At 68.2% G+C, this 18,617-nt stretch carries 23 protein-coding genes; 12 read left to right on the forward strand and 11 right to left on the reverse strand.

What is annotated here, in order from left to right:
- Positions 1-78 precede the first annotated feature (78 nt).
- From NJQ98_RS13905 to ddfA, 7 genes are all read left to right on the forward strand, one after another.
- Entirely contained in the window at positions 79-1,152 is a 1,074-nt protein-coding gene (locus tag NJQ98_RS13905) for a protein-glutamate methylesterase/protein-glutamine glutaminase (RefSeq protein WP_262179705.1), read from the forward strand.
- Complete coding sequence (cheA, locus tag NJQ98_RS13910; RefSeq protein ID WP_262179707.1) at positions 1,152-3,128, forward strand: chemotaxis protein CheA; 1,977 nt, start codon at positions 1,152-1,154, stop codon at positions 3,126-3,128. Before NJQ98_RS13905 ends, cheA begins: the two co-directional genes overlap by 1 nt.
- Positions 3,125-3,931 carry a CheR family methyltransferase gene (locus NJQ98_RS13915; protein WP_262179709.1) on the forward strand — a complete coding sequence of 269 codons (807 nt, stop codon included), beginning with the start codon at positions 3,125-3,127 and terminating at the stop codon, positions 3,929-3,931. The genes cheA and NJQ98_RS13915 overlap by 4 nt, the downstream gene beginning before the upstream one ends.
- The gene (locus NJQ98_RS13920; protein WP_262179711.1) at positions 3,928-5,160 is read left to right on the forward strand and encodes a HEAT repeat domain-containing protein; all 1,233 of its coding nucleotides are present in this window, start codon (positions 3,928-3,930) and stop codon (positions 5,158-5,160) included. Before NJQ98_RS13915 ends, NJQ98_RS13920 begins: the two co-directional genes overlap by 4 nt.
- Before the next feature lie 71 nt (positions 5,161-5,231).
- Positions 5,232-6,098, forward strand: a complete 867-nt coding sequence (locus NJQ98_RS13925) for a CheF family chemotaxis protein (protein WP_262179713.1) — start codon at positions 5,232-5,234, stop codon at positions 6,096-6,098.
- A gap of 121 nt (positions 6,099-6,219) precedes the next feature.
- Positions 6,220-6,885, forward strand: coding sequence for a helix-turn-helix domain-containing protein (locus tag NJQ98_RS13930; protein ID WP_262179714.1), 666 nt, complete (start codon positions 6,220-6,222; stop codon positions 6,883-6,885).
- Between the two features lie 223 nt (positions 6,886-7,108).
- The gene (ddfA, locus tag NJQ98_RS13935; RefSeq protein ID WP_262179716.1) at positions 7,109-7,378 is read left to right on the forward strand and encodes a DdfA family disk-determining factor; all 270 of its coding nucleotides are present in this window, start codon (positions 7,109-7,111) and stop codon (positions 7,376-7,378) included.
- Between the two features lie 40 nt (positions 7,379-7,418).
- On the opposite strand, the gene NJQ98_RS13940 is transcribed toward ddfA, so the two are convergent.
- Both NJQ98_RS13940 and tenA read right to left on the reverse strand, forming a co-directional pair.
- A complete protein-coding gene (locus NJQ98_RS13940; protein ID WP_262179718.1) occupies positions 7,419-8,927 on the reverse strand; it encodes a sodium:solute symporter family transporter in 1,509 nt (502 codons plus the stop codon).
- A gap of 94 nt (positions 8,928-9,021) precedes the next feature.
- On the reverse strand, positions 9,022-9,687 hold the full coding sequence (tenA, locus tag NJQ98_RS13945; protein WP_262179720.1) for a thiaminase II: 666 nt from the start codon (positions 9,685-9,687) through the stop codon (positions 9,022-9,024).
- 106 nt (positions 9,688-9,793) lie between these two features.
- Here tenA and NJQ98_RS13950 point away from each other — a divergent pair, with 106 nt between their 5' ends.
- Positions 9,794-10,720: a thiamine-phosphate synthase family protein gene (locus tag NJQ98_RS13950; protein ID WP_262179721.1), complete on the forward strand. Its 927-nt coding sequence runs from the start codon at positions 9,794-9,796 to the stop codon at positions 10,718-10,720.
- 246 nt (positions 10,721-10,966) lie between these two features.
- On the opposite strand, the gene NJQ98_RS13955 is transcribed toward NJQ98_RS13950, so the two are convergent.
- From NJQ98_RS13955 to NJQ98_RS13970, 4 genes are all read right to left on the reverse strand, one after another.
- On the reverse strand, positions 10,967-11,845 hold the full coding sequence (locus NJQ98_RS13955; protein ID WP_262179723.1) for a CheF family chemotaxis protein: 879 nt from the start codon (positions 11,843-11,845) through the stop codon (positions 10,967-10,969).
- Between the two features lie 98 nt (positions 11,846-11,943).
- Entirely contained in the window at positions 11,944-12,372 is a 429-nt protein-coding gene (locus NJQ98_RS13960) for a DUF7112 family protein (protein ID WP_262179726.1), read from the reverse strand.
- A 25-nt stretch (positions 12,373-12,397) separates the two neighbouring features.
- Positions 12,398-12,784, reverse strand: coding sequence for a 30S ribosomal protein S6e (locus tag NJQ98_RS13965; protein ID WP_262179728.1), 387 nt, complete (start codon positions 12,782-12,784; stop codon positions 12,398-12,400).
- Positions 12,785-12,919: 135 nt separating this feature from the next.
- Complete coding sequence (locus tag NJQ98_RS13970) at positions 12,920-13,342, reverse strand: dCTP deaminase/dUTPase family protein (protein WP_262179730.1); 423 nt, start codon at positions 13,340-13,342, stop codon at positions 12,920-12,922.
- A 121-nt stretch (positions 13,343-13,463) separates the two neighbouring features.
- Between NJQ98_RS13970 and NJQ98_RS13975 the strand changes: the two genes are divergently transcribed.
- Positions 13,464-13,895, forward strand: coding sequence for a DUF5807 family protein (locus NJQ98_RS13975; RefSeq protein WP_262179732.1), 432 nt, complete (start codon positions 13,464-13,466; stop codon positions 13,893-13,895).
- Positions 13,896-13,897: 2 nt separating this feature from the next.
- On the opposite strand, the gene NJQ98_RS13980 is transcribed toward NJQ98_RS13975, so the two are convergent.
- Genes NJQ98_RS13980 through NJQ98_RS13990 form a run of 3 tightly spaced genes read right to left on the reverse strand, consistent with a single transcriptional unit; the run spans position 13,898 to position 16,009 of the window.
- On the reverse strand, positions 13,898-14,347 hold the full coding sequence (locus NJQ98_RS13980; RefSeq protein WP_262179734.1) for a hypothetical protein: 450 nt from the start codon (positions 14,345-14,347) through the stop codon (positions 13,898-13,900).
- Between the two features lie 58 nt (positions 14,348-14,405).
- On the reverse strand, positions 14,406-15,479 hold the full coding sequence (locus tag NJQ98_RS13985; RefSeq protein WP_262179736.1) for a DHH family phosphoesterase: 1,074 nt from the start codon (positions 15,477-15,479) through the stop codon (positions 14,406-14,408).
- A gap of 59 nt (positions 15,480-15,538) precedes the next feature.
- A complete protein-coding gene (locus NJQ98_RS13990) occupies positions 15,539-16,009 on the reverse strand; it encodes a universal stress protein (RefSeq protein ID WP_262179738.1) in 471 nt (156 codons plus the stop codon).
- A 103-nt stretch (positions 16,010-16,112) separates the two neighbouring features.
- Between NJQ98_RS13990 and NJQ98_RS13995 the strand changes: the two genes are divergently transcribed.
- Positions 16,113-16,550, forward strand: coding sequence for a universal stress protein (locus NJQ98_RS13995; protein ID WP_262181005.1), 438 nt, complete (start codon positions 16,113-16,115; stop codon positions 16,548-16,550).
- Here the strand turns inward: NJQ98_RS13995 and NJQ98_RS14000 are convergent.
- Positions 16,547-17,068 (reverse strand): GNAT family N-acetyltransferase, encoded by a 522-nt coding sequence (locus NJQ98_RS14000; RefSeq protein ID WP_262179739.1) that lies wholly within the window; start codon positions 17,066-17,068, stop codon positions 16,547-16,549. The genes NJQ98_RS13995 and NJQ98_RS14000 overlap by 4 nt on opposite strands.
- Positions 17,065-17,436: a universal stress protein gene (locus NJQ98_RS14005; RefSeq protein WP_262179742.1), complete on the reverse strand. Its 372-nt coding sequence runs from the start codon at positions 17,434-17,436 to the stop codon at positions 17,065-17,067. The genes NJQ98_RS14000 and NJQ98_RS14005 overlap by 4 nt, the downstream gene beginning before the upstream one ends.
- Before the next feature lie 116 nt (positions 17,437-17,552).
- Here NJQ98_RS14005 and NJQ98_RS14010 point away from each other — a divergent pair, with 116 nt between their 5' ends.
- Together NJQ98_RS14010 and NJQ98_RS14015 are read left to right on the forward strand one after the other, a co-directional pair.
- The gene (locus tag NJQ98_RS14010) at positions 17,553-18,203 is read left to right on the forward strand and encodes a DUF5806 family protein (protein ID WP_262179743.1); all 651 of its coding nucleotides are present in this window, start codon (positions 17,553-17,555) and stop codon (positions 18,201-18,203) included.
- Entirely contained in the window at positions 18,193-18,609 is a 417-nt protein-coding gene (locus tag NJQ98_RS14015; protein ID WP_262179745.1) for a hypothetical protein, read from the forward strand. The genes NJQ98_RS14010 and NJQ98_RS14015 overlap by 11 nt, the downstream gene beginning before the upstream one ends.
- Positions 18,610-18,617 lie beyond the last annotated feature (8 nt).

Raw genomic sequence — 18,617 nt, forward strand, 5'->3', positions numbered from 1 at the left:
GGCCGGCGGGGAGTTCGGCGTAGCTATGCAGATGTTTCGCCCACACACGAACCCCGGCCCACAGGGACCGAACTGACGATGCCCGGTGGGACGCGTGCAGTGGTGGCCGACGACTCTCACTTCATGCGGAGTGTCATCTCGGACATCCTCGAAGAGGGGGGTATTGAGGTCGCTGCCCAGGCAAAGAACGGCCGGGAGGCCGTCGAGGCCGTCCGCACGCACGAGCCCGACGTCGTGACGATGGACGTCGAGATGCCGGAGATGAACGGCATCGAGGCCACCGAAATGATAATGGCCGAACACCCGACGCCGGTGCTCATGCTCTCGGCGCACACGGACGAGAACGCCGACGTGACCTTCGAGGCACTGGACAAGGGTGCGGTCGACTTCTTCCGGAAGCCCGGCGGTGAGGTGTCCATGGAGATGTCGCGGCTGAAAGACCAGCTCGTCGACATCGTCACCTCGGTCGCACAGGTCGACGTCGGCGAGCGGGGCGCCCGGTCGTCGCCGTCCCGAGCGGCCGGCGGGCAGAGCGGGACGGGGACCGGGAGCCGGTCGTACGTCGGCGACCCCACGCTCGTCATCGGCTCCTCGACCGGGGGACCGAAGATGGTCGAGCAGGTGATGGCCGAGCTCCCCCGGGAAGCGGACTTCCGGGTTCTCATCGTCCAGCACATGCCGGAGGGGTTCACCGGCCGCTTCTCCGAGCGCATCGACGACCGGAGCGACTACGACGTGCTGGAGGCGACCGACGGTGCCCGCCTCGGCGGGGGCGAGGCGCTCGTCGCCGCCGGCGACCGCCACATGGAGGTGAAGAACTACCGGAACGGCCGGCTCCGGGTGAAACTGACCGAGGACCGGCCGGAGAACAGCGTCCGCCCGGCCGTCGACGTGACGATGCGGACGGCCGCCGCGGTCATCGACGACCCGCTAGTGGGCGTCATCCTCACCGGGATGGGCGGCGACGGCGCCGACGGTATCGTTCGAATGAAAGACGCGGGGGCACGCACCATCGCACAGGACGAGGCGACGTCCGCGGTGTACGGCATGCCCAAGCGGGCGGTCGAAACCGGCTGTGTCGACAGCGTGCTGCCAATCGACGAGATCCCGAACGGGATTCTCGACACGATAACGACTGAGGTGACCTCATAATGGACGACCAGTATCTCGACGCATTCATCCGTGAAAGCGAGGAGGCGATAACCGAGCTGAACAACTCTCTGCTGGACCTGGAGTCAGACCCCGCCGACGAGGCGGCGATGGACTCCATCTTCCGCACCGCCCACACGCTGAAGGGGAACTTCGGCGCGATGGGCTTCGACGACGCGGCGAACCTCGCCCACGCGATGGAAGACCTGTTAGACGCCATGCGACAGGGCGAGATGGAGGTGACGCCCGACGTGATGGACCTCATCTTCGCCGGCGTCGACCGGATCGAGGTCATCGTCAACGAGATCGAGGAAGCGGGCGAGTCGACGACAAACTCCGACGAGCTGGTCGACCAGCTGCGGACCGTGCTCGAAGAGGGGGCCGACGCCGCCGGTGGCGGGGCGCCAGCGGCCGACCAATCGACGGAGAGTGCCGACGCCCCGACCGGTGACCTCGACCTCGACATCGACGCGAGCGCCGCGGACGGGCAAGTCGTCCATGCGGTCGTCGGCGTCGGTGACTCCGACATGTTCGGCGTGGACGCGATGCTGGCGCTGGAGGCGGTCGAGGACGTCTTCGACATCCTCGCCTTCGAGCCCAGCCGGGCCGACATCGAGGACGGCGAGTTCGAGGACACCTTCGAGCTCTATCTCGACGCGGGCGACGCCGCGACGGTCGACGCCGAGCTCGGCTCTATCGGCAAAATCGACTCCTTCAGTGCGACCGATGTCACGGACAGTCTGACCGCGGCGGCGCCAGACACCGACCCGGCGGCCGGAGCGGACGATGGCGCCGACGGCGTCGGTGCGGCCGACAGCGGCGGCGAGGAGGAACACAGCGTCGACGAGATAAAGTCGGTGCGGGTCGACGTCGACCAGCTCGACGACCTGCACGGGCTGGTCGAACAGCTGGTGACCAGCCGTATCAAGCTGCGCCGGGCCGTCGAGACCGAGGACCTCGACTCGGCGGGCGAGACGCTGAACGAGCTGGACAAGATAACGGCGAACCTCCAGAACACGGTGATGGACATGCGTCTCATCCCGCTGAAGAAGGTCGTCGGGAAGTTCCCGCGGCTGGTCCGTGACCTCGCCCGGGAACTCGACAAGGACATCGACTTCGAGATCGAGGGCGAGGACATCGAGCTCGACCGCACCATCCTCACGGAGATATCCGACCCGCTGATGCACATCCTCCGGAACTCGGTCGACCACGGCATCGAACCGCCGGCCGAGCGGGAGGCCGCGGGCAAGGAGCCGACGGGGAACATCACCCTCCGCGCCTCCCGGGAACGGGACCACGTCGTCATCGAGGTCGTGGACGACGGCGCGGGCCTGGACGTCGAGGGCATCAAGAACAAGGCCATCGAGAAGGGGGTCCGCTCGCCCGAGGAGCTGGACGCGATGGACGACTCGGCCATCTACGACCTCATCTTCCACCCCGGCTTCTCGACGGCCGACGAGGTGACCGACACGAGCGGGCGCGGGGTCGGGATGGACGTCGTCCACGACACCGTCACGCAGCTCGACGGGTCGGTCAACGTCGACTCGACGCCCGGCGAGGGGACGACCGTCGGCCTGCGGCTGCCGGTGACGATGGCCATCGTGAAGGTGCTGTTCGTCGAGGTCGGTGACGAGGAGTACGGGGTCCCCATCAAGAACGTCGACGAGATAACGGGCACCTCGTCGGTCAAGCAGGTCAACGGGACCGAGGTCATCAAACACAACGACGACATCTACCCGGTCATCCACCTGGACGACACCTTCGACGTGCCCGGCGAGACGACCAACGGCGACGGGATGCTGGTCCGCATCCGGGAGTCGGAACGACAGGTCGCCCTGCACTGTGACTCGGTCAACAGCCAGGAGGAGGTCGTCGTCAAACCGCTGGAGGGCATCCTCTCGGGGACCCCTGGGCTCTCCGGGACCGCGGTGCTGGGCGACGGCAACATCGTCCACATCCTCGACGTGGTGACGCTATGAGCGCCGAGAACCGCCAGTTCCAGCAGCTGCTTGGCTTCATCGAAGCGGAGATGGACTTCGAGTCGGGCTTTTATAACGACGCCTACCTCGACCGACGCATCAGCGCCCGGATGCGCCGGACCGAAACCGACAGCTACCGGGCGTACAAGCAGCTGCTGCAACGCGAGGACGAGGAGCGCGAGGCCCTGCTCGACTCCCTGTCTATCAACGTCACCGGCTTCTTCCGGAACCCCGAGGCCTGGGAGGCGCTGCGGCCCGTGTTGCGTGACCTGGCCGAGAACAACCGCAAGGTGCGGCTCTGGTCGGCCCCCAGCGCGGACGGGCGCGAACCGTACTCGGCGGCGATGCTCGCGCTGGACGACCCGGACACCGAGGCCCGCCGGGTCGATATTCTCGGGACCGACATCAACAGCGACATCCTGGAGGTGGCCCGCAAGGGGACCTACGAGACCTCCCACACGACCGACATCGCCGAGGAGCTCGCCCCGCTTTCGGACTACACGGAGTACGTCGACGAGGACGAAAACACCTTCACGGTCAAGCAGGCAGTCAAGGACATGGTCACCTTCGAGCAACACGACCTCATCCGCGGCGAGGCCAAACGGGACTTCGACCTCGTCTTCTGTCGGAACCTGCTCATCTACATCGACGCGGAGTTCAAGGTGCCCATCTTCGAGACGATACGGGGGTCGCTCAAGGAGGGCGGCTATCTCATGATCGGGATGACAGAGACACTGCCCTCCGAGTGTCGCGACGACTTCGAACCGGTCGACAAGCAGCACCGTATCTACCGTCGGGTATGAGCCTCTACCAACTCGAACGCGACGGCGATGTCCAGGAACTCATCCGCGTGTTGCGCGAAAGCGACAAGGAGCGGGTGCAGCTCCGGGCCGCCGAACTGCTCGGGAACTTTCCCGACCACGACGACCGACGGGACGTGGTCAACGCGCTCGTGGACGCCGCGGAGAGCGACAGCGACGCGGTGACCGCGGCGGCCATCGACTCGCTCGACGAACTGGGCGGCGAGGCCATCGAGCAGCTCATCGGGAGCATGGCCGGCGTCGACCTCGAAGCCGACGCCGCCGACTGGGTGAAGGCCAAGGCGTTCATGCAGGCTCTCGACGCGGAGGTGCCGGAGCTCCGAATGGCCGCCGCAAACGGGCTGGGGCGGCTGGAACAGTCCGACAGCGTCCCGAAACTCGCGGAGCGCTTCGAGGACTCTGACCCCCGCGTGCGGGCCCGGGCCGCCCGCTCGGCCGGGAAGATCGGGGACTCGCGGGCGACCAACCCGCTTGAGTCCCTGCTCACGGACCCGAAAGCCGCGGTGCGCCGGGAGGCCGCCGAGGCGCTCGGCAACATCGGGAACCGGCAGGCCCTCCAGACCCTGCTGCCGATGTACGAGGACGACAACGAGCGGGTCCGCCGCATCGCCGTCGGCGCCTTCGGCAACTTCGAGAACGACAACCCCGTCGACTACCTCGTCGAGGCGCTCTCAGACGACTCGGCGGCGGTCCGGCGGACGGCCGTCTACTCGCTCATCGAACTGCTGTCGAACGTCCCGAGCGACCGGAGCCACGACATCCGGGAGACCGTCGTCGAGAAGCTATCGAGCGAGGACGACCAGAGCGTCGTCGTCCCGCTGGTCGAGATTCTCGACGAGAGCACCCAGGCCGCCCAGCGGCGCAACACCGCCTGGCTGCTCGGCCGCGTCGCCGGCGAGGACGGCCGCCAGCGCGTCATCGATACGCTCGTCGAGGCCCTGCAGGACGACGACCAGATGCTGCGTCAGTTCGCCGCCACGAGCCTCGCCGAACTCGGCGGGGAGGATAACATGGTCGAGCGCCGGCTGTTGAAACTCGTCGAGGACGACGGCGTGGACCCCCAGGTGAAAGGGCAGGCCATCTTCACGCTCGGGAAGGTCGGCGGCGAGCGCTCCCGGAAGGAACTGGACAGGCTCATCGACGAGACCGAACACGACATCGTTCGGAAGAAGGCGTTCTCGGCCATCTCGAAGCTCGGGGGCCGGATATGAGGCGCCTGGGACCGAACCGCCGGTCGGGGCGATTAAGTCCCGTCGGGGCGTACATCCACCACTCCGGGTAGATGAGCGGGGAACACGCACTGGTCGACACCAAGGGAAAGTTCGTCCAGGTCGTCAAGGACGGGCGCAAGCGCAACGACATCGAGTGGCTACCCGGCCGTATCCTGCTGTCGAACAAGCGGCTCGTCCTCGCGACCAACGACGGGAAACGCACCATCCCGCTGTCGAAACTCACCAGCGTCACCGCCAGCCAGATGAACCAGCCCCTGGCTCAGGTCGACGGCTACGTCAAGCTCCAGGCCGGGCGGGACGCGTGGCTCGTCTCCCCGAAGGCCGACGAGTTCGAGGAGGAGCTCTACCGGACGCTGCTGGACCAGATTGTCGTCCTCGTCAAACACCCCGCGGTGAAGGGGGGCGTCGTCACGGAGGCCACCTGGGAGAAGGCCCGCTTTAAGATAGACGAGGAGCAGGAAGACACCGTCAACATCGCCATCTCCAGTGGCACCTTCGTCGAACTCGACATCGACGACGTGGGGACCGTCGAACAGAAGGAAAAGGAGATTCGCGGCAAGGAGCGGCCGCTGCTCGAAGTGGAACACACCATCGACGGGACCAGCGTCGAGACCCACATCTCCGGGTCGCCCCGGCACGTCTCGCTCATCGGCGGGCTCGTCCGGCAGGGCGAGCAGCGCAACGCCGCCGACGACGTCGACCTCTCGGACGAGGAGACGCAGGTGCTGATGGCGCTGTACTCCGGAATCTCACCGTTCAAAATCCCCGAGTTCGTCGACATGGACATCGACGAGGTCGAGGACGTCTACGACCGGTTGATGGAGGCCGACATCCTGGAGCCGGTCCGGACGCGACGGGAGGTTCAACTCGAAGCGCGGGGCCGCTCCATCGCCGGCGACGCCATCGCGGACCAGTGACTGAGCCGGGCCGTCTCGACACCGGGACTGTGGCTGGGGATACACAGACGGGTCCGCGGGTCGTCCGGCCGTCATGACACTAAGGCTACTGTTTTATCCCCCGTTCGGGTGAAGCCCACGTATGAGCGTCATGGCGGAGTTCACCGTTCCGGCGGCCGAGTTCGTGCTGGCGGAGACGCTGACTGCCACACCGGACATGCGTATCGAAATCAAGCGCGTCGTCGGCGGCAGCGGCCTCGTGACGCCGTACTTCTGGGCGGCCGGCGGTGATTTCGAGACGTTCGAGCGGGCGCTTCGCGACGACGAGACGATTCGGGACGTGCTCACGCTGGAGGAGTACGCTGACGGGGAGACCGACGACGAACGCTTCTATCGCGTCACCTGGGAGGCCGGCCTGCCGAATCTCATCACGGCCGTTGCGGACGCGAAAGCGACCGTGCTGGAGGCCACAAGCAGCGACGGGCAGCGCTGGCGGGTGACGGTGTTATTTCCGAGCGAGGGCCGGCTCTCGGAGTTCCACGACTACTGTCTCGACCACGAGTTCACCGTCCAGCCCGAGCGGATATACCGGCCCGAGAACCCCCAGGAGCGGGGCCAGTACGACGTGACGGAGGACCAGCAGGAGGCGCTGGAAGCGGCCTTCCGCGCCGGGTACTTCGAGGTCCCCCGCGAGACGACGCTCGTCGAACTCGCGGCCGACATCGGTATCTCCCAGAACGCGCTCTCCGCTCGGCTCCGCCGTGGTACGGCGAACGTCCTCGAAAACACCATCATCCACGAACAGTGATGGGCCGCACGGCCCCGCGGGTCCCGCCCGACAGCACGTATAAGTAGTGGTACATCTACGGCCGCGGGTTTAGCAGCCGTCGGGCTGTACCACTGCACGGGTTATGAGTGACACTGCATTCGGTGTTTCTCGACCGGAGTCCGGTGACGAACCGACGAGTGCCCGAGCTACAGCGTCCCGGAAGGGACTGGGGCGAAACAGCGAGAGCGCGCGGGGTACCTGAATGAGCGCCACGGTCGACTCAGCGGAAGCACGGCCGGTTAGTTACCGTGTTGTCGAGGCCATCTGTCGGGAAGCCGGGGCGGCCCCGGCCGAACTGGCCCCCCTTTACGACAGCATCGACCCGGATGCGTTGGATGCCCTGTTCGCGACGGCCCCGTCAGGTCCCGACCGGACAGGGCTCCGGGTTTCGTTCCGCTTTGCGGGGTACCGGGTGACGGTTTCCGGCGACGGGTCGGTCGACGTCGCCGACGCGGTGGGGACACAGCGATAGCGCGGAAACGCGTGCCGGTGCCATCCCTTCTAAGGCCGCATCAGTCGCCCCGTTCCGAGCCGCCGTCGGCCATCGCCGTCGTCCCCGCATCCGACAGCCGGTCGAAGTCGAACGTCGACGAGGAGAGCCGCACGGCGACGAGCGTACCGACCGTCGAGGCGGCCGCGGCCCCGCCGAAGGCGGACAGATACAGCGGGTCGGCGGCGGGCAGCAGGTCGCCGACGAGCGGTGTCGCGGTCCAGACGCCGCGGAAGTCGGGGAAGTACGCCACTCCGACGGCCAGTCCGAGCAGGCTGCTGACGAGCGCCCCCCGGCCGGTGAGCTGCCGGGAGTAGAGGCCGGCGACGAGGGGCACGGCGACGGCGGCCCCGAGCAGGTCCGCGAAGAAGAACAGCGCCAGGACGCTCTGGGCCCGGACGCTGACGTAGATGGCCGCGACGGCGACGGTCCCGGTCAGCAGGCGCGCGCCCAGCCGGAGCCGTCGGTCGGCGGGGTCCGCGAGCAGCCGCGGGAGGTCCGCGGTGACCAGACTCGCCAGCGCCGAGAACAGCGAGTCGACGGAGCTGACGACTAAGAGGAGCGCCAGTAGGACGACCCCCAGCAGGACGCCCTCGCCGAAGACGCTCTGGACGAGGACGAAGAAGGCGATGCTGGGCGACTCCAGGGCCCCGCCGGCGTGTCCGACGGCGACGACGCCGAGCAAGGTCGCGAGGGCGACGATACTCCCGTTGAGGACGGTCGCCTTCCGGAAGCTACTGGCGACGGTGTCGTCGTCCCGGCCGGCGTAGATGCGTTGCCACCACGTCTGGTTGACCATCTCGGCGCCGAAGATGGCAAACGAGAGCGCCAGCCCGAACCGGAGGCCGGCCGCGTTGGTGGGGTCGACCAGCGCGGGGTTCGACGCCGCCACGTCGGCGTAGACGGCGCCGGGGCCCCCGAGCGCGACGACGAGGCCACCGACCACCAGCGCGAGCAGGGGAGCGACCAGCACTGCCTGGAGGGTGTCGGTGACGATAGTCGCCCGGAGGCCGCCGTAACTCGTATACAGGAGGACGAACCCGCCGACCAGCAGGGCGGTCTGCCACTGCGGGACCCCCGCTACGAGCGAGAGCGCGCTGGCGATACCGGTCAGCTCCGCGGCGACGAAGATGAACATGTAGAGCGCGCTCACGAGGACGACGAAGCCGTAGAACGCCGTCCCGTAGCGGACGTGGGCGTACTCGGTCAGCGAGTGGCCCTCGGGGAGGAGCTTCCGGACTCGCGGGCCGACTCTCGTGTACGCCAGCATCGGGACGGCCTCGCCGATGCCGTAGCCGACCGCGGCGGCGATGCCGAACCCGGCGCCGGCCTCGGGCGCCGAGAACAGAATCCAGACGCCCATCACCGAGGCGACCAGCGTCGCCGTCAGGCCCCGCCCGCCCACGGAGTTGCGCGCGGTGAGGAAGTCGTCGGCCGACGTGTCCCGTCCCCGGGTCCGCCAGACGCCGACGCCGGCGAAGGCGGCGAGGGTCAGGACCGTCAGCCCGAGCGCGAGCGCGCTTCCCACCATCAGTCATCACCTCCCGTTTCGGGCGGCATCCGGGAGATAGAACTCCCGCCGGCGGCGTCGGTGGCCGGCACGTCCGCTCGGGCGTCGCCGCGGCTCATATTCCCCACCTCTCCCCGCGCCAGGCGGCGTCCCAGAAGCGGTACTCGTAGCGGGCGGAGGTCCGGAAGCGGTCCCGGTAGCGCTCGCGGTCGGCCTCGGTGGCGCCCTCGGCCACGTCGTCCATCAGCTCCTTGCACCACCGGGTGAGTTCCGAGAACTCCTCGCCGGCGTAGGTCTCTATCCACTCGGCGTACCCCTCGTGGTCGGGGCGACCCCGCTCGTCCAGCCGCCGGGCCGTCTCGTTGAACCCCCACATACAGGGCAACAGCGCGGCGACGAGGTCACCGAAGCTCCCCGTCGCCGCCACGCGTACCAGGAAGTCCGTGTACGCCCGCGTGGTCGGCGACGGCTCCGTTGCTTCCAGCTCCGCCTCGCCGATGCCGAACTCGGCGGCGTAGGCGCGGTGGAGGTCCATCTCCGTGTTAATGGTCGAGTCGAGCAGTTCGGCGAACGTGCCCATCCGCGCCAGGTCCGGGGCGTTTGCGGCCCCCAGCGCGAACACGCGGGCGTACTCGACGAGGTAGACGTAGTCCTGCCGGACCCAGTAGCGAAACGGCGCCTCGTCCAGCGTGCCCTCACCTAGCTGTTCGACCATCGGGTGGGCGACGATGGCGTCCCAGACGGGGTCGCCCACCTCGGCCAGTTCGTCGGTAAAGCGCATGGCCGAGTGTCCGGGACCCACCGTGATATAAGCTAGTGATATAATCCAATTATACACCGGGGCGGCCGGCCGACATTATAAGCCACCGCTTCCCGAAAGGCGGGGTATGTCGCTCCGGCTGCCAAGCGAAATCGTCGTCGAAGACGTGTTGCCGACGCTGCGTGCGCTGCTCGCCCGCGAGCTCGCCGCCCACGGACTGACACAGGAGGAAGTGGCCGGCCACCTCGGCGTGACGCAGGCCGCCGTCTCGACGTACGTCAGCGGCGAGCCGGAGCTGGCGCCGCCGATTGCCGAACACCCCCGGACCGAGGCGACCGTCGAGTCGGTCGCCGCGGGGCTGGCCAGCGGGGAGATGGACGGTTACGACGCGCTCGCGGCCGTGCTGGAGCTCGTCCGGGCCTTCGAGGACCGGGGTCCCATCTGTGAGCTCCACGAGGAGGCCATGCCCGGTCTGGAGGGACTGGGCTGTGACCTCTGTGTCCGGGGCGAGAACCCCGAGCTTCGGACCGAACGCGCCGTGCTCGACGACGTGCGCGAGGCCACCCGGCTGCTGGCGACCAGCCCCGGCGTCGCCGCCGCCGTCCCCAACGTCGGGACGAACGTCGGCACCGCCCTCCCCGACGCGGCGTCCGTCGCCGACGTGGCCGCTGTCCCGGGCCGAATCTACGAGATGGGCGGCCAGGTCGAGGTGCCGGCCAACCCAGAGTTCGGGGCCTCCGAACACGTCGCGACGACGATTCTGGCCGCGATGGCCGTCGACGGGGAGCGCCGGGGCGCGGTCAACCTCGCCACCGACGACGCCGTGCTCGGGGCGGCCGAGTCACGCGGGCTCGACCGGCTGGAGTTCGAGGCGGGCTACGAGAACCGCGGCGAGCGCCTCCGCGAGCAGTTCGAGGCTCGGGATGCAGTACCCGACGTGCTCTTTCACCGGGGCGCGTTCGGCATCGAACCCATCACCTACGTGCTCGGCGAGACGGGCGCCGACGCCGCGCGTTTAGCTACCGAACTGGTCGCGGACGCGGCCGAGGGGTAGCGGTGGGCCGGGCGAGAGTGGTGCGACGGCTGTCGCACCCGAGCGCTGACGGGGAAGGGCAGGGCTGCCGTCGTAGAAACTAAAGAAGCAGTCAGTTAGCGTCCGGCGAGCGAAGCGAGCCGGTTCCAACGCGGCGAGCCGACTACCGCGCACCTGTGGTGCGCGACAGGAGGCAAAGCCGCGATTTTCCCACGTTTTTGCCCGAACAAGCGCGGCTTTGCCGCGCTCGTTCGGTGTAAAAAGTGGTTAGGCATTAACGTCTTCCAGGTGCCGGCTCGCGACGACCTGCCCGGTCGGAGTCAGCGTCGGGCCGTCGGCGCCGTCCTGGATGAGGCCGTCCTCTTCGAGGTCCTGCAGCAGCATCGACACCTCGGAGGAGTCCTTCCCGAGGATGGAGGCCAGGGGCATCCCGTCCATGTCCCCGGTGGAGTAGATGGCCACGAGCACCTCCTTTTTGCCCTTGGTGAGCTCGACTTTCTTGAGCTGCTCCATCAGCTCGGAGTACTCCCGGCGGAGGTACCGCCCGAGGATGGACATCTTCCGGCTCGAGGCCAGCGCGGCCTCCGTCGTGACGGCGGTGCCGTCCATCATGTGCCGGACGACGAGCACCGGCCGGTCGGCGCCGCGTATCTCGCGCGTGGTGCGCTCGAAGTCGGAGACGGTCTGGAGCTGGATGACGAAGCTGTCGTCGCCGCGGCGGAACTCGACGGAGCCGGGCTTGAGAAAGAGTTTCGCCCGCTTGAACCCCTCGTCGGTGACGCGCCCGCCGACGCGGGCCCGCTCTTTGACCGTGGTCTCGGTCCCGTTGATGATGGCCTTGAACAGGACGGTGCCGAACTTCTCTATCTTCTCGTCGTCGGCTTCGATGGCGGCGACGAGGCGCTTGCCGTTCTTCTCGAAGGCGACGGTCACCGTCGACCGGAAGAAGTCGCCCAGGTCCGGGGGCACCTGGCCGATGGCGATGTCGAAAATCGAGTCGAGGGGAATCGTCAGCTTGTCGTCCTCGCTCGCGGCCAGTACCAACCGCTTCTGGGAGAGGACCACCCGCCCCTTGATGGGGTCGCTACGGCTGGCCACCTCGGAGTTGAACTGGCCGACGAAGTCCGCGATGACGGATTCCGACATTCACTCGGTACCGACACTACAGCGGCCCGGATATTGAGCGTTTCGCGCGAGTATCATCTCGGAAAACCGGGGCCGACCGGCGGGCAGGGACACCGCTATCAGCCGTCCAGGTCGCTTGCGATGTCCGAAAGCGACGAATCTGGGGCCGCTGTCGCGGTGTAGACGACTCGCCGGCCGGGCGTTCGCAGGCCGTACTGGTGGCCCTCGGTGACAACGTCCAGATGGGCCGACCCGGCGATGGAGACGTCCGCGTCGTCGACCCACTCGGCGAGGCGGTTCTCGCCGTCGCGCTCGCGGGCCAGCCGGCGGTTGTCGGCGGCGTGCGTGACGGTCGAGTCGCCGTCTAGGTCGGTCCCGACGCGGGCCTCGTAGTCGTCCCCGTCGAGCGAGAGCGTGACGACATCGCCGTCGGACAGCCCGAGTTCGTCGGGGAGAACGACGCGCGGGCGGCCGGTGCGGCCGACGGCCTCTATCGGGACGCGGTGGGTGTCGACCGCGTCGTGGTCGCTGGCGACGCGCTCACTCATGGGCGCTCCGTTCGCGAGCGGGCGCTCACTCCTCGTCGCCGAGCAGCTCGTCGACGTCGTCGCTGCCGCGCCCGACGATTTTCGCGTTAATCTGGCGGGTCTCGTCGCTGACCTCTCGGCCGCGGACAGTGATGCGCTTTCGCTCGCCGTCGGTGGTCGGCTCGAAGCCGATGCCGCCGTCGGACATGATCGCCTTGGTGCCGACGCCGCGGACGTCGGGCCGCATCGGTCGGCCGGCCGTGTCCGAGCCGCCGGTCAGTTCGAGCGTGTAGCCGTCGAGTCCGACGGCGCCGCCGTCGACCTCGTCGCCGAGCTCTCGGCCGATGAAGCGGTTGGCGTCCTGTCCGTCGACCTCGATCTGATACGTGTGGCCGCTCTCCGGATCGGAGACGGCGACCGTGAATTCAGCCATACGTCAGTTCAATCTATCACGCGCCAAAAACGCATCGAACCGTCCGCGGGACTCCCGGTTCCCTCTCGCCGCGGCTCTCGGCGACGCTAACGCGGAATACTGCCGGTTATCCGTCCTGAGTCCAGTCACCCCGCTTTAGCTGTCCGCGGCGACGACGGTGCTCACCCGCGCGTTCTCCTTGAGTTTCAGCCCCGCGCCCCCGACCGACAGCGGGATTCGCGGCAGTTCGTCGACGTGTACCGTGGGATGGGTCGCTCCGCGTTCGAGCAGCTCGGTCCGGGGCTGGAGGGTGACCGTCGCCGCGCCGGTGAGCGACTCGTTGAACTCGACGAGATACTGGCCCGCGCCGAGCGACCACCACTCGTAGTCGTCGTCCGGGTCGCGCTTGCTGCTCCGGTGTGGCACGGTCGTGGCCGGTTCGAGTTCGCCGCCGCCGAAGTCGATGCGGCCGGGGGCGACGATTTCCGACACCTCGGCGACGGTGAGGTCGACCCCCTTACCCTCGGTCTGGGTCGGTTCGTGGACGATATCCGTGACGTAGTCGCTGAGTTCGGACATACGGCCGGGTTCCGCCGCTCGCCTGAAAACTGTGGGGGCGCTAGCGAGGGTCCGATAGGAGGGAGAATCCTTGAGGCAAGCAGAGCGGGTGACTTTTGGGCGCTGGCCGACTCCCGGACGTATGAGCAACCACGCCGAGTTCCTCGCCGGCGAGCGACCCGACGACGTCCTCTTTTTCCTCCACCAGGACGCCGTCTCGAACCCCGAAGCCCTGGCCGATTATGCCGACCCGGTCGACGACGGGCTGGTGCTGGTGCTGCCCGGCGACGACGGCCGCTCGGCCTTCCAGTCGGCGACCGGCATCGACCCGATGGGGCTGGCCCAGGAGGCCATGCAGACCGAGGGGGTCGTCCACGACGACTGCACCGACGCCAACTGCCCCGTCGCCGAGGAGGAACCCGAGGAGAACCACACGACGAAGTTCATCTTCGCCTTCGCCGAGGAACAAAACGAGGAGGTCGGCGGCCTCTATGGCGAGGGTGATGTCGTCCACGCCTACGCGGTGTGTGCCTGCGGGGAGCGGTACTCCGACAAGTGGGTAATCGAAGGGTAGCGCTACGGCGAGCGGGACAGCAGGAACGGTTCCGCCAGCCGGACGAGCAGGGCCTTCGGGAGGCCCGTTAGGACGCTCCCCTCGTGGCGGTACGGCACGCCGACCTCGTCGCGAGTGACGCCGTGGCGAAGATGCTGGACGCCGTCGAGGAGGAACCAGCCGCCGAGCGCCGCGCCGAGGGCGGGAATCCACAGCGGCGCAGTCAGCGTCGCCGCGTAGCCGGTACCGACGAGGACTAGCAGGCCGAAGACGGCGTTTCCGGCGTAGTCGCCGACGACCGCCTCGGCCAGGTCGGTTCCGAGATTCAGTCCGAAGAAGCCGACCGCCACCGCAGCGGCGTATCCGAGCGGTTCGCCGAGGACGTACAGCGCCGCACCCACAGCCACGGCTCCGACGGCGTTGCCGGCGATAGTGCGGCTCTCCGGCACGTCCCACTGGAGGGCTAGGGACATCGTTTCGCCTGTCGGACGACGGGGATATCAGCGTTGCGTAGCCCCACCGCTCGCGGCGCTATTCGGCCGGCTCCTCGGGCAGCCGTCTGAACGCGTCGACGATGGCCTGTTTCGCCACCGCGCCCTGTGTCGTCCAGTGGTGGGCGTAGTCCATCATGTCGTCGTATATGTCGGGCTTGCAGCCCGCCGCTTTGGGGTGGCCGCCCCCGTTGACCTGGGCGGCGACCTCGTGGGCGCGCTCGAAGTTCTCGGTGCCCCGAATCGAGGCCGAGCCGGCGGGTTTGACGATGACGGCGGCGTCGGCGCCCTGTTCGCGCAGCGCCTCGGCGACCTCGTTCTGCGAGCAGCGGCCGTAGGTGACGCCGACGGTCCACTCGCCGACCTCGCGCAGTTCGGCCCGCTCGACGGCCTTCTCGATGAGCGCTTCCTTCTCGACGCGCTTCTCCGCGAGGAACTCGTGGACCTCCGGCGAGAGGTCGGGACCGTGTTCGGCGACGGCCTCGATGTACTCCTCGGGCTCGGCCCAGTAGGAGAAGTCGGCGAGGTCGTCGCTGCGCTCGTCGTCGCGAATCCAGAGGTCGTGGTCCCGCGTCACCGCCGCGAGTTCGGTCCACTGGTCGCCGAAGTCGGCCTCTAGCTGTTCGAGGGCCACGTCGGCGGTACAGACCTCGTCGCTGTCGCCCACGGTGCGGTCGACGCCGGACTCGTCGACGACCGCGCCCAGTTCGTCGTCCCACTGGTGGTGGTCGAACCACGCGACGCGTTCGACCCGGGCGACGAGGTCGTCGAGGGCCCCCAGGTCGTCCTCGCTGTCGGGACAGAGGTCACAGACGTAGACGGTCGCCTCGGGCTCGGCGTACTCGGCGGCCCAGGCCAGCGCCTCCTGGAGGTTGTGCGGGCCGGCGGGCAACAGCGCGCCCTCGCCGTGGGCCGCACGGACCAGGGCGGTACAGGCCAGTCCGTCGGCGTCCGGGTCGGCGATGACTACGACGCCGGCGCCGTCGAGCGTCTCCGCCGCCTCGGCCTCCCGTTTCTCTTCCTCGAAGGAATCCGGATAGAAAAACCCCTCACCGGGGAGCACTGATTTACGGCCGATAGAGAGGCGGTCGTCGTCGATGAGCCAGTCGTCCATGTCCACACCTGCCAGTCAGCGGCAATGAACCCGACGGTTCGGGGGAGCGGACCCGCGGCTCAGACGGCCTCGCGCTCGGGGTTGGCCTCCCCCTCGAGCTGGCGGACCGACAGCACGGGCATGGCGGCGTTGCGGACGACCTGCTCGGCGACGCTGCCGAGCAGGAAGCCGTGGTCGCCGTGGCGACCGCGGGTCCCGGTCGCGATGAGGTCGGCCTCGACCTCGTCCGCGTAGCGTCTTATCTCCGTGGCCGGGTCGCCGTCCCGGACCACGGTGACGACGTCGGCGTCGGTCTCGCCGCCGTTCGTGGCCGCCTCACGGACGAACGAGAGCGCGCGGCCGCCGGTCGTCGCCAGGGCCCGTTCCAGCACGTCCTGGACGTCCTCGGGGGTGGACTCGACCTCCCCCTCGTCGACGACATACAGCGCGTGGACGGTCGCGTCGAACTTCCCGGCGAGGTCGAGCGCGGCCTCGACGGCCCGCTGTGCGCTGCCGGACCCGTCCGTCGCGATGACCACCGTTTCGAACATACGTCCCGTTGCTCGGCCGACAGTGAAAAATCCCGCCCATCGGACGGGGACGCCTGCGAGCGATGGGATGGCTTTTTGACCGGTCCGTTCACAGACAGTGATGATGGACATCGACCTCGTGCTCGTCCCGGTCGACGGGAGCGACCAGTCCGAGCAAGCCGCGGAGTACGCGACTGCCATCGCAGCGCGGTACGACGCCGACCTCCACCTCCTGTTCGTACTGGACGAACGGCTCCGGCGGGACATCGACAGGGGGACTGTCGACCCCGAGTCAGTCGCACGGGACCACCGGAAGTTCACAGGGCGGGTCCGGGACCGCTCGCACGAACGGGGCCACGACGTCACCCTCGACACCTCGACGGCGACGGCGTTCTCCCAGACGCGGCTGATGCAAAACCCCGGGAGCGTCGTCCTCGACGTGGCGGAGGCCGTCGACGCCGACTTCCTGGTCATCCCGCGGGCCGACAGCAGCGACGACGCCGTCGGTCGGGCCGCGACCTACGTCCTCGAATACGCCAGTCAGCCCGTACTGTCGGTTTAGAGCCGGATACTCATCTCTATCTCGAAGCTCTCGGCCTCGGTCGTCTCGAAGCCGACCTTCCGGTACAGCGCGACCGCGGGGTCGTTCCACCGCTCGACGGTCAGCCACACCTTCTCGAACCCCTCCGACTGGGCCGACCCCAGCAGCGTCTCGACGAGGTTGGTCCCGATGCCCGCCCCCTGGAACGACTGCAGGACGAAGATGGCGAGTTCGTGCTCGCCGTGGTTGTCGGGCACCAGCGTGGCGTGGCCCACGACGGCGTCGTCGTGGACGGCGACGACGTTCAGCGTGTCCTCGCTGAGTATCGTATCGAGCCACTCCTCGATGGCATCCTCCCGGGACGGCGGGATACCCTGTGCCCGGTCGGCCGGGTCGAAGGCGGCGTACATCTCCAGGACGCTGTCGCGGTCGGCCCCGTCGGCCGCGACCAACTCCACGTCGCGTCCCTCGCGGTCGGTGACGGTCCGGGGCGGTCGCGGGAACTCGTCTGCCGGTTCGGCCGGATAGTCGCGCGTCATCGGATGAGAGTCACCGGAATCTGGCAGTTCAACAGGACGAACTCGACGATGGCGCCGAGCTGTATCTTTCCGAGCGTCGAGCGCTTGCCCCCACCCAGGACGATGCGGTCGAACCCTTCGGTCTCGGCCAGCGCGATGAGCTCGCTCCCCGGCGAATCGCCCTCCAACCGTCGTATCGTCGCGTCGAAGCCGCTTTCGGCGAGCGTCTCCTCGACCCGCGCCCGTATCTCGTCGACGCCGGAGCTCTCCTCCTCGCTGTCGAAAATAGCGACTGTCAGCTCGTCACCGGCCGTCTGTGCGCGGTCTATCGTCTCCTCTAGCGCCTGGTACGACAGTTCGCTCCCCCCCACACCGAGTAGAATGTCCATGTAGGCCCATTCCCGGCATCTGTCAAAAATCCCAGTGGCACGTCGCACGGCCCGCGCGACGGGGGCGACCGGTGGCGGGCGATACGCTTTTTCGCCGCGGGCACACAGAGTCGCCCATGACACCGCCGCCCGAGGACGAGGAGCCGACACGGGTCGTCTCGCCTCACGAACCCGACGAGACGGCCGGCGACGACGAACCCGACGCCGCGGACCCCCAGTCGCCGGAGTCCGATGCTATCCCCGAGGACGTCCGGAAGTACGAACGGTTCACCAAGATAGAGAGCGGGACCTACGACCGCGCCAACGAGTTCCTGCGCGAGCGGACCTACATCACCGCTCGGGAGTGGGCCATCGCCCGCCTCTGTGCCGACTTCCGGACCGAGACGGGCGTCGAGATGACCAAAATCGGCGAGAACCTCCCCGAACTCGTCCCGTTCATGACCGACACCTACACGCCCCAGGCGGTCAACCAGGCCCGCGCCTCCTTCGAGGAGAAGGTCCGGAAGGCCGGGGCGACGTTCCTCTACGGGGCGATGTCGGACTTCTTCACCGCCGAGGAACTCGACGACGTGATGTACGAGTCGACGGAGGTCGCGAAGTTCCTGCTGGAGGTGGAGGGCGTCGACCTCGCCGTCGAGGACGAGATGGAGGCCGAGGACCGCATCTCCTCGGTGATGCGGGAAGTGCGGGAACACTCGGCGGCGCTGCGCCACGACGAGGTGTGTTGCCCCGAGTGCGGCCACGAGTTCGGTGTCGATGAGAAGTGAGGAGCGCTCGGTCCTGCAATCCGACCTGTTTCTGGCCGCCATCATGCTCGGGACCGGGCTGTTCAGCGGGGGGAGCGAGGCCGTCCGCGCGGTCCCCGTGGTCGGTCTGACCACCGCCGCGTTCATCGCCGTCTCGGTGTATCTCGCGGAGCACGACGTCGTGCCGGGCGTCTACCCCGAGGTCGCCACGGTGGCGGCCTTCCTCGTCACCGTCGGGGTCGGCGTCGGCTTCGTCCTCACGCTGCCGGCCTCGGCCGCGGTCGTCGGCGCCGCGGCGCTGAGCGGCGGCGGCGCCGGCGTCGCCGTCTATCGGCTCGTCTTCGGCGTTTTCCTGCCGGTGCCGGCGTATCGGCTGGCGAAAGACGAGGACCCCGAAGCGACGGTGGAGACCGAACGGGACCACTAGCCCAGACG

It is taken from the genome of Haloarcula laminariae (assembly GCF_025457605.1).
GTDB lineage: Archaea > Halobacteriota > Halobacteria > Halobacteriales > Haloarculaceae > Haloarcula > Haloarcula laminariae.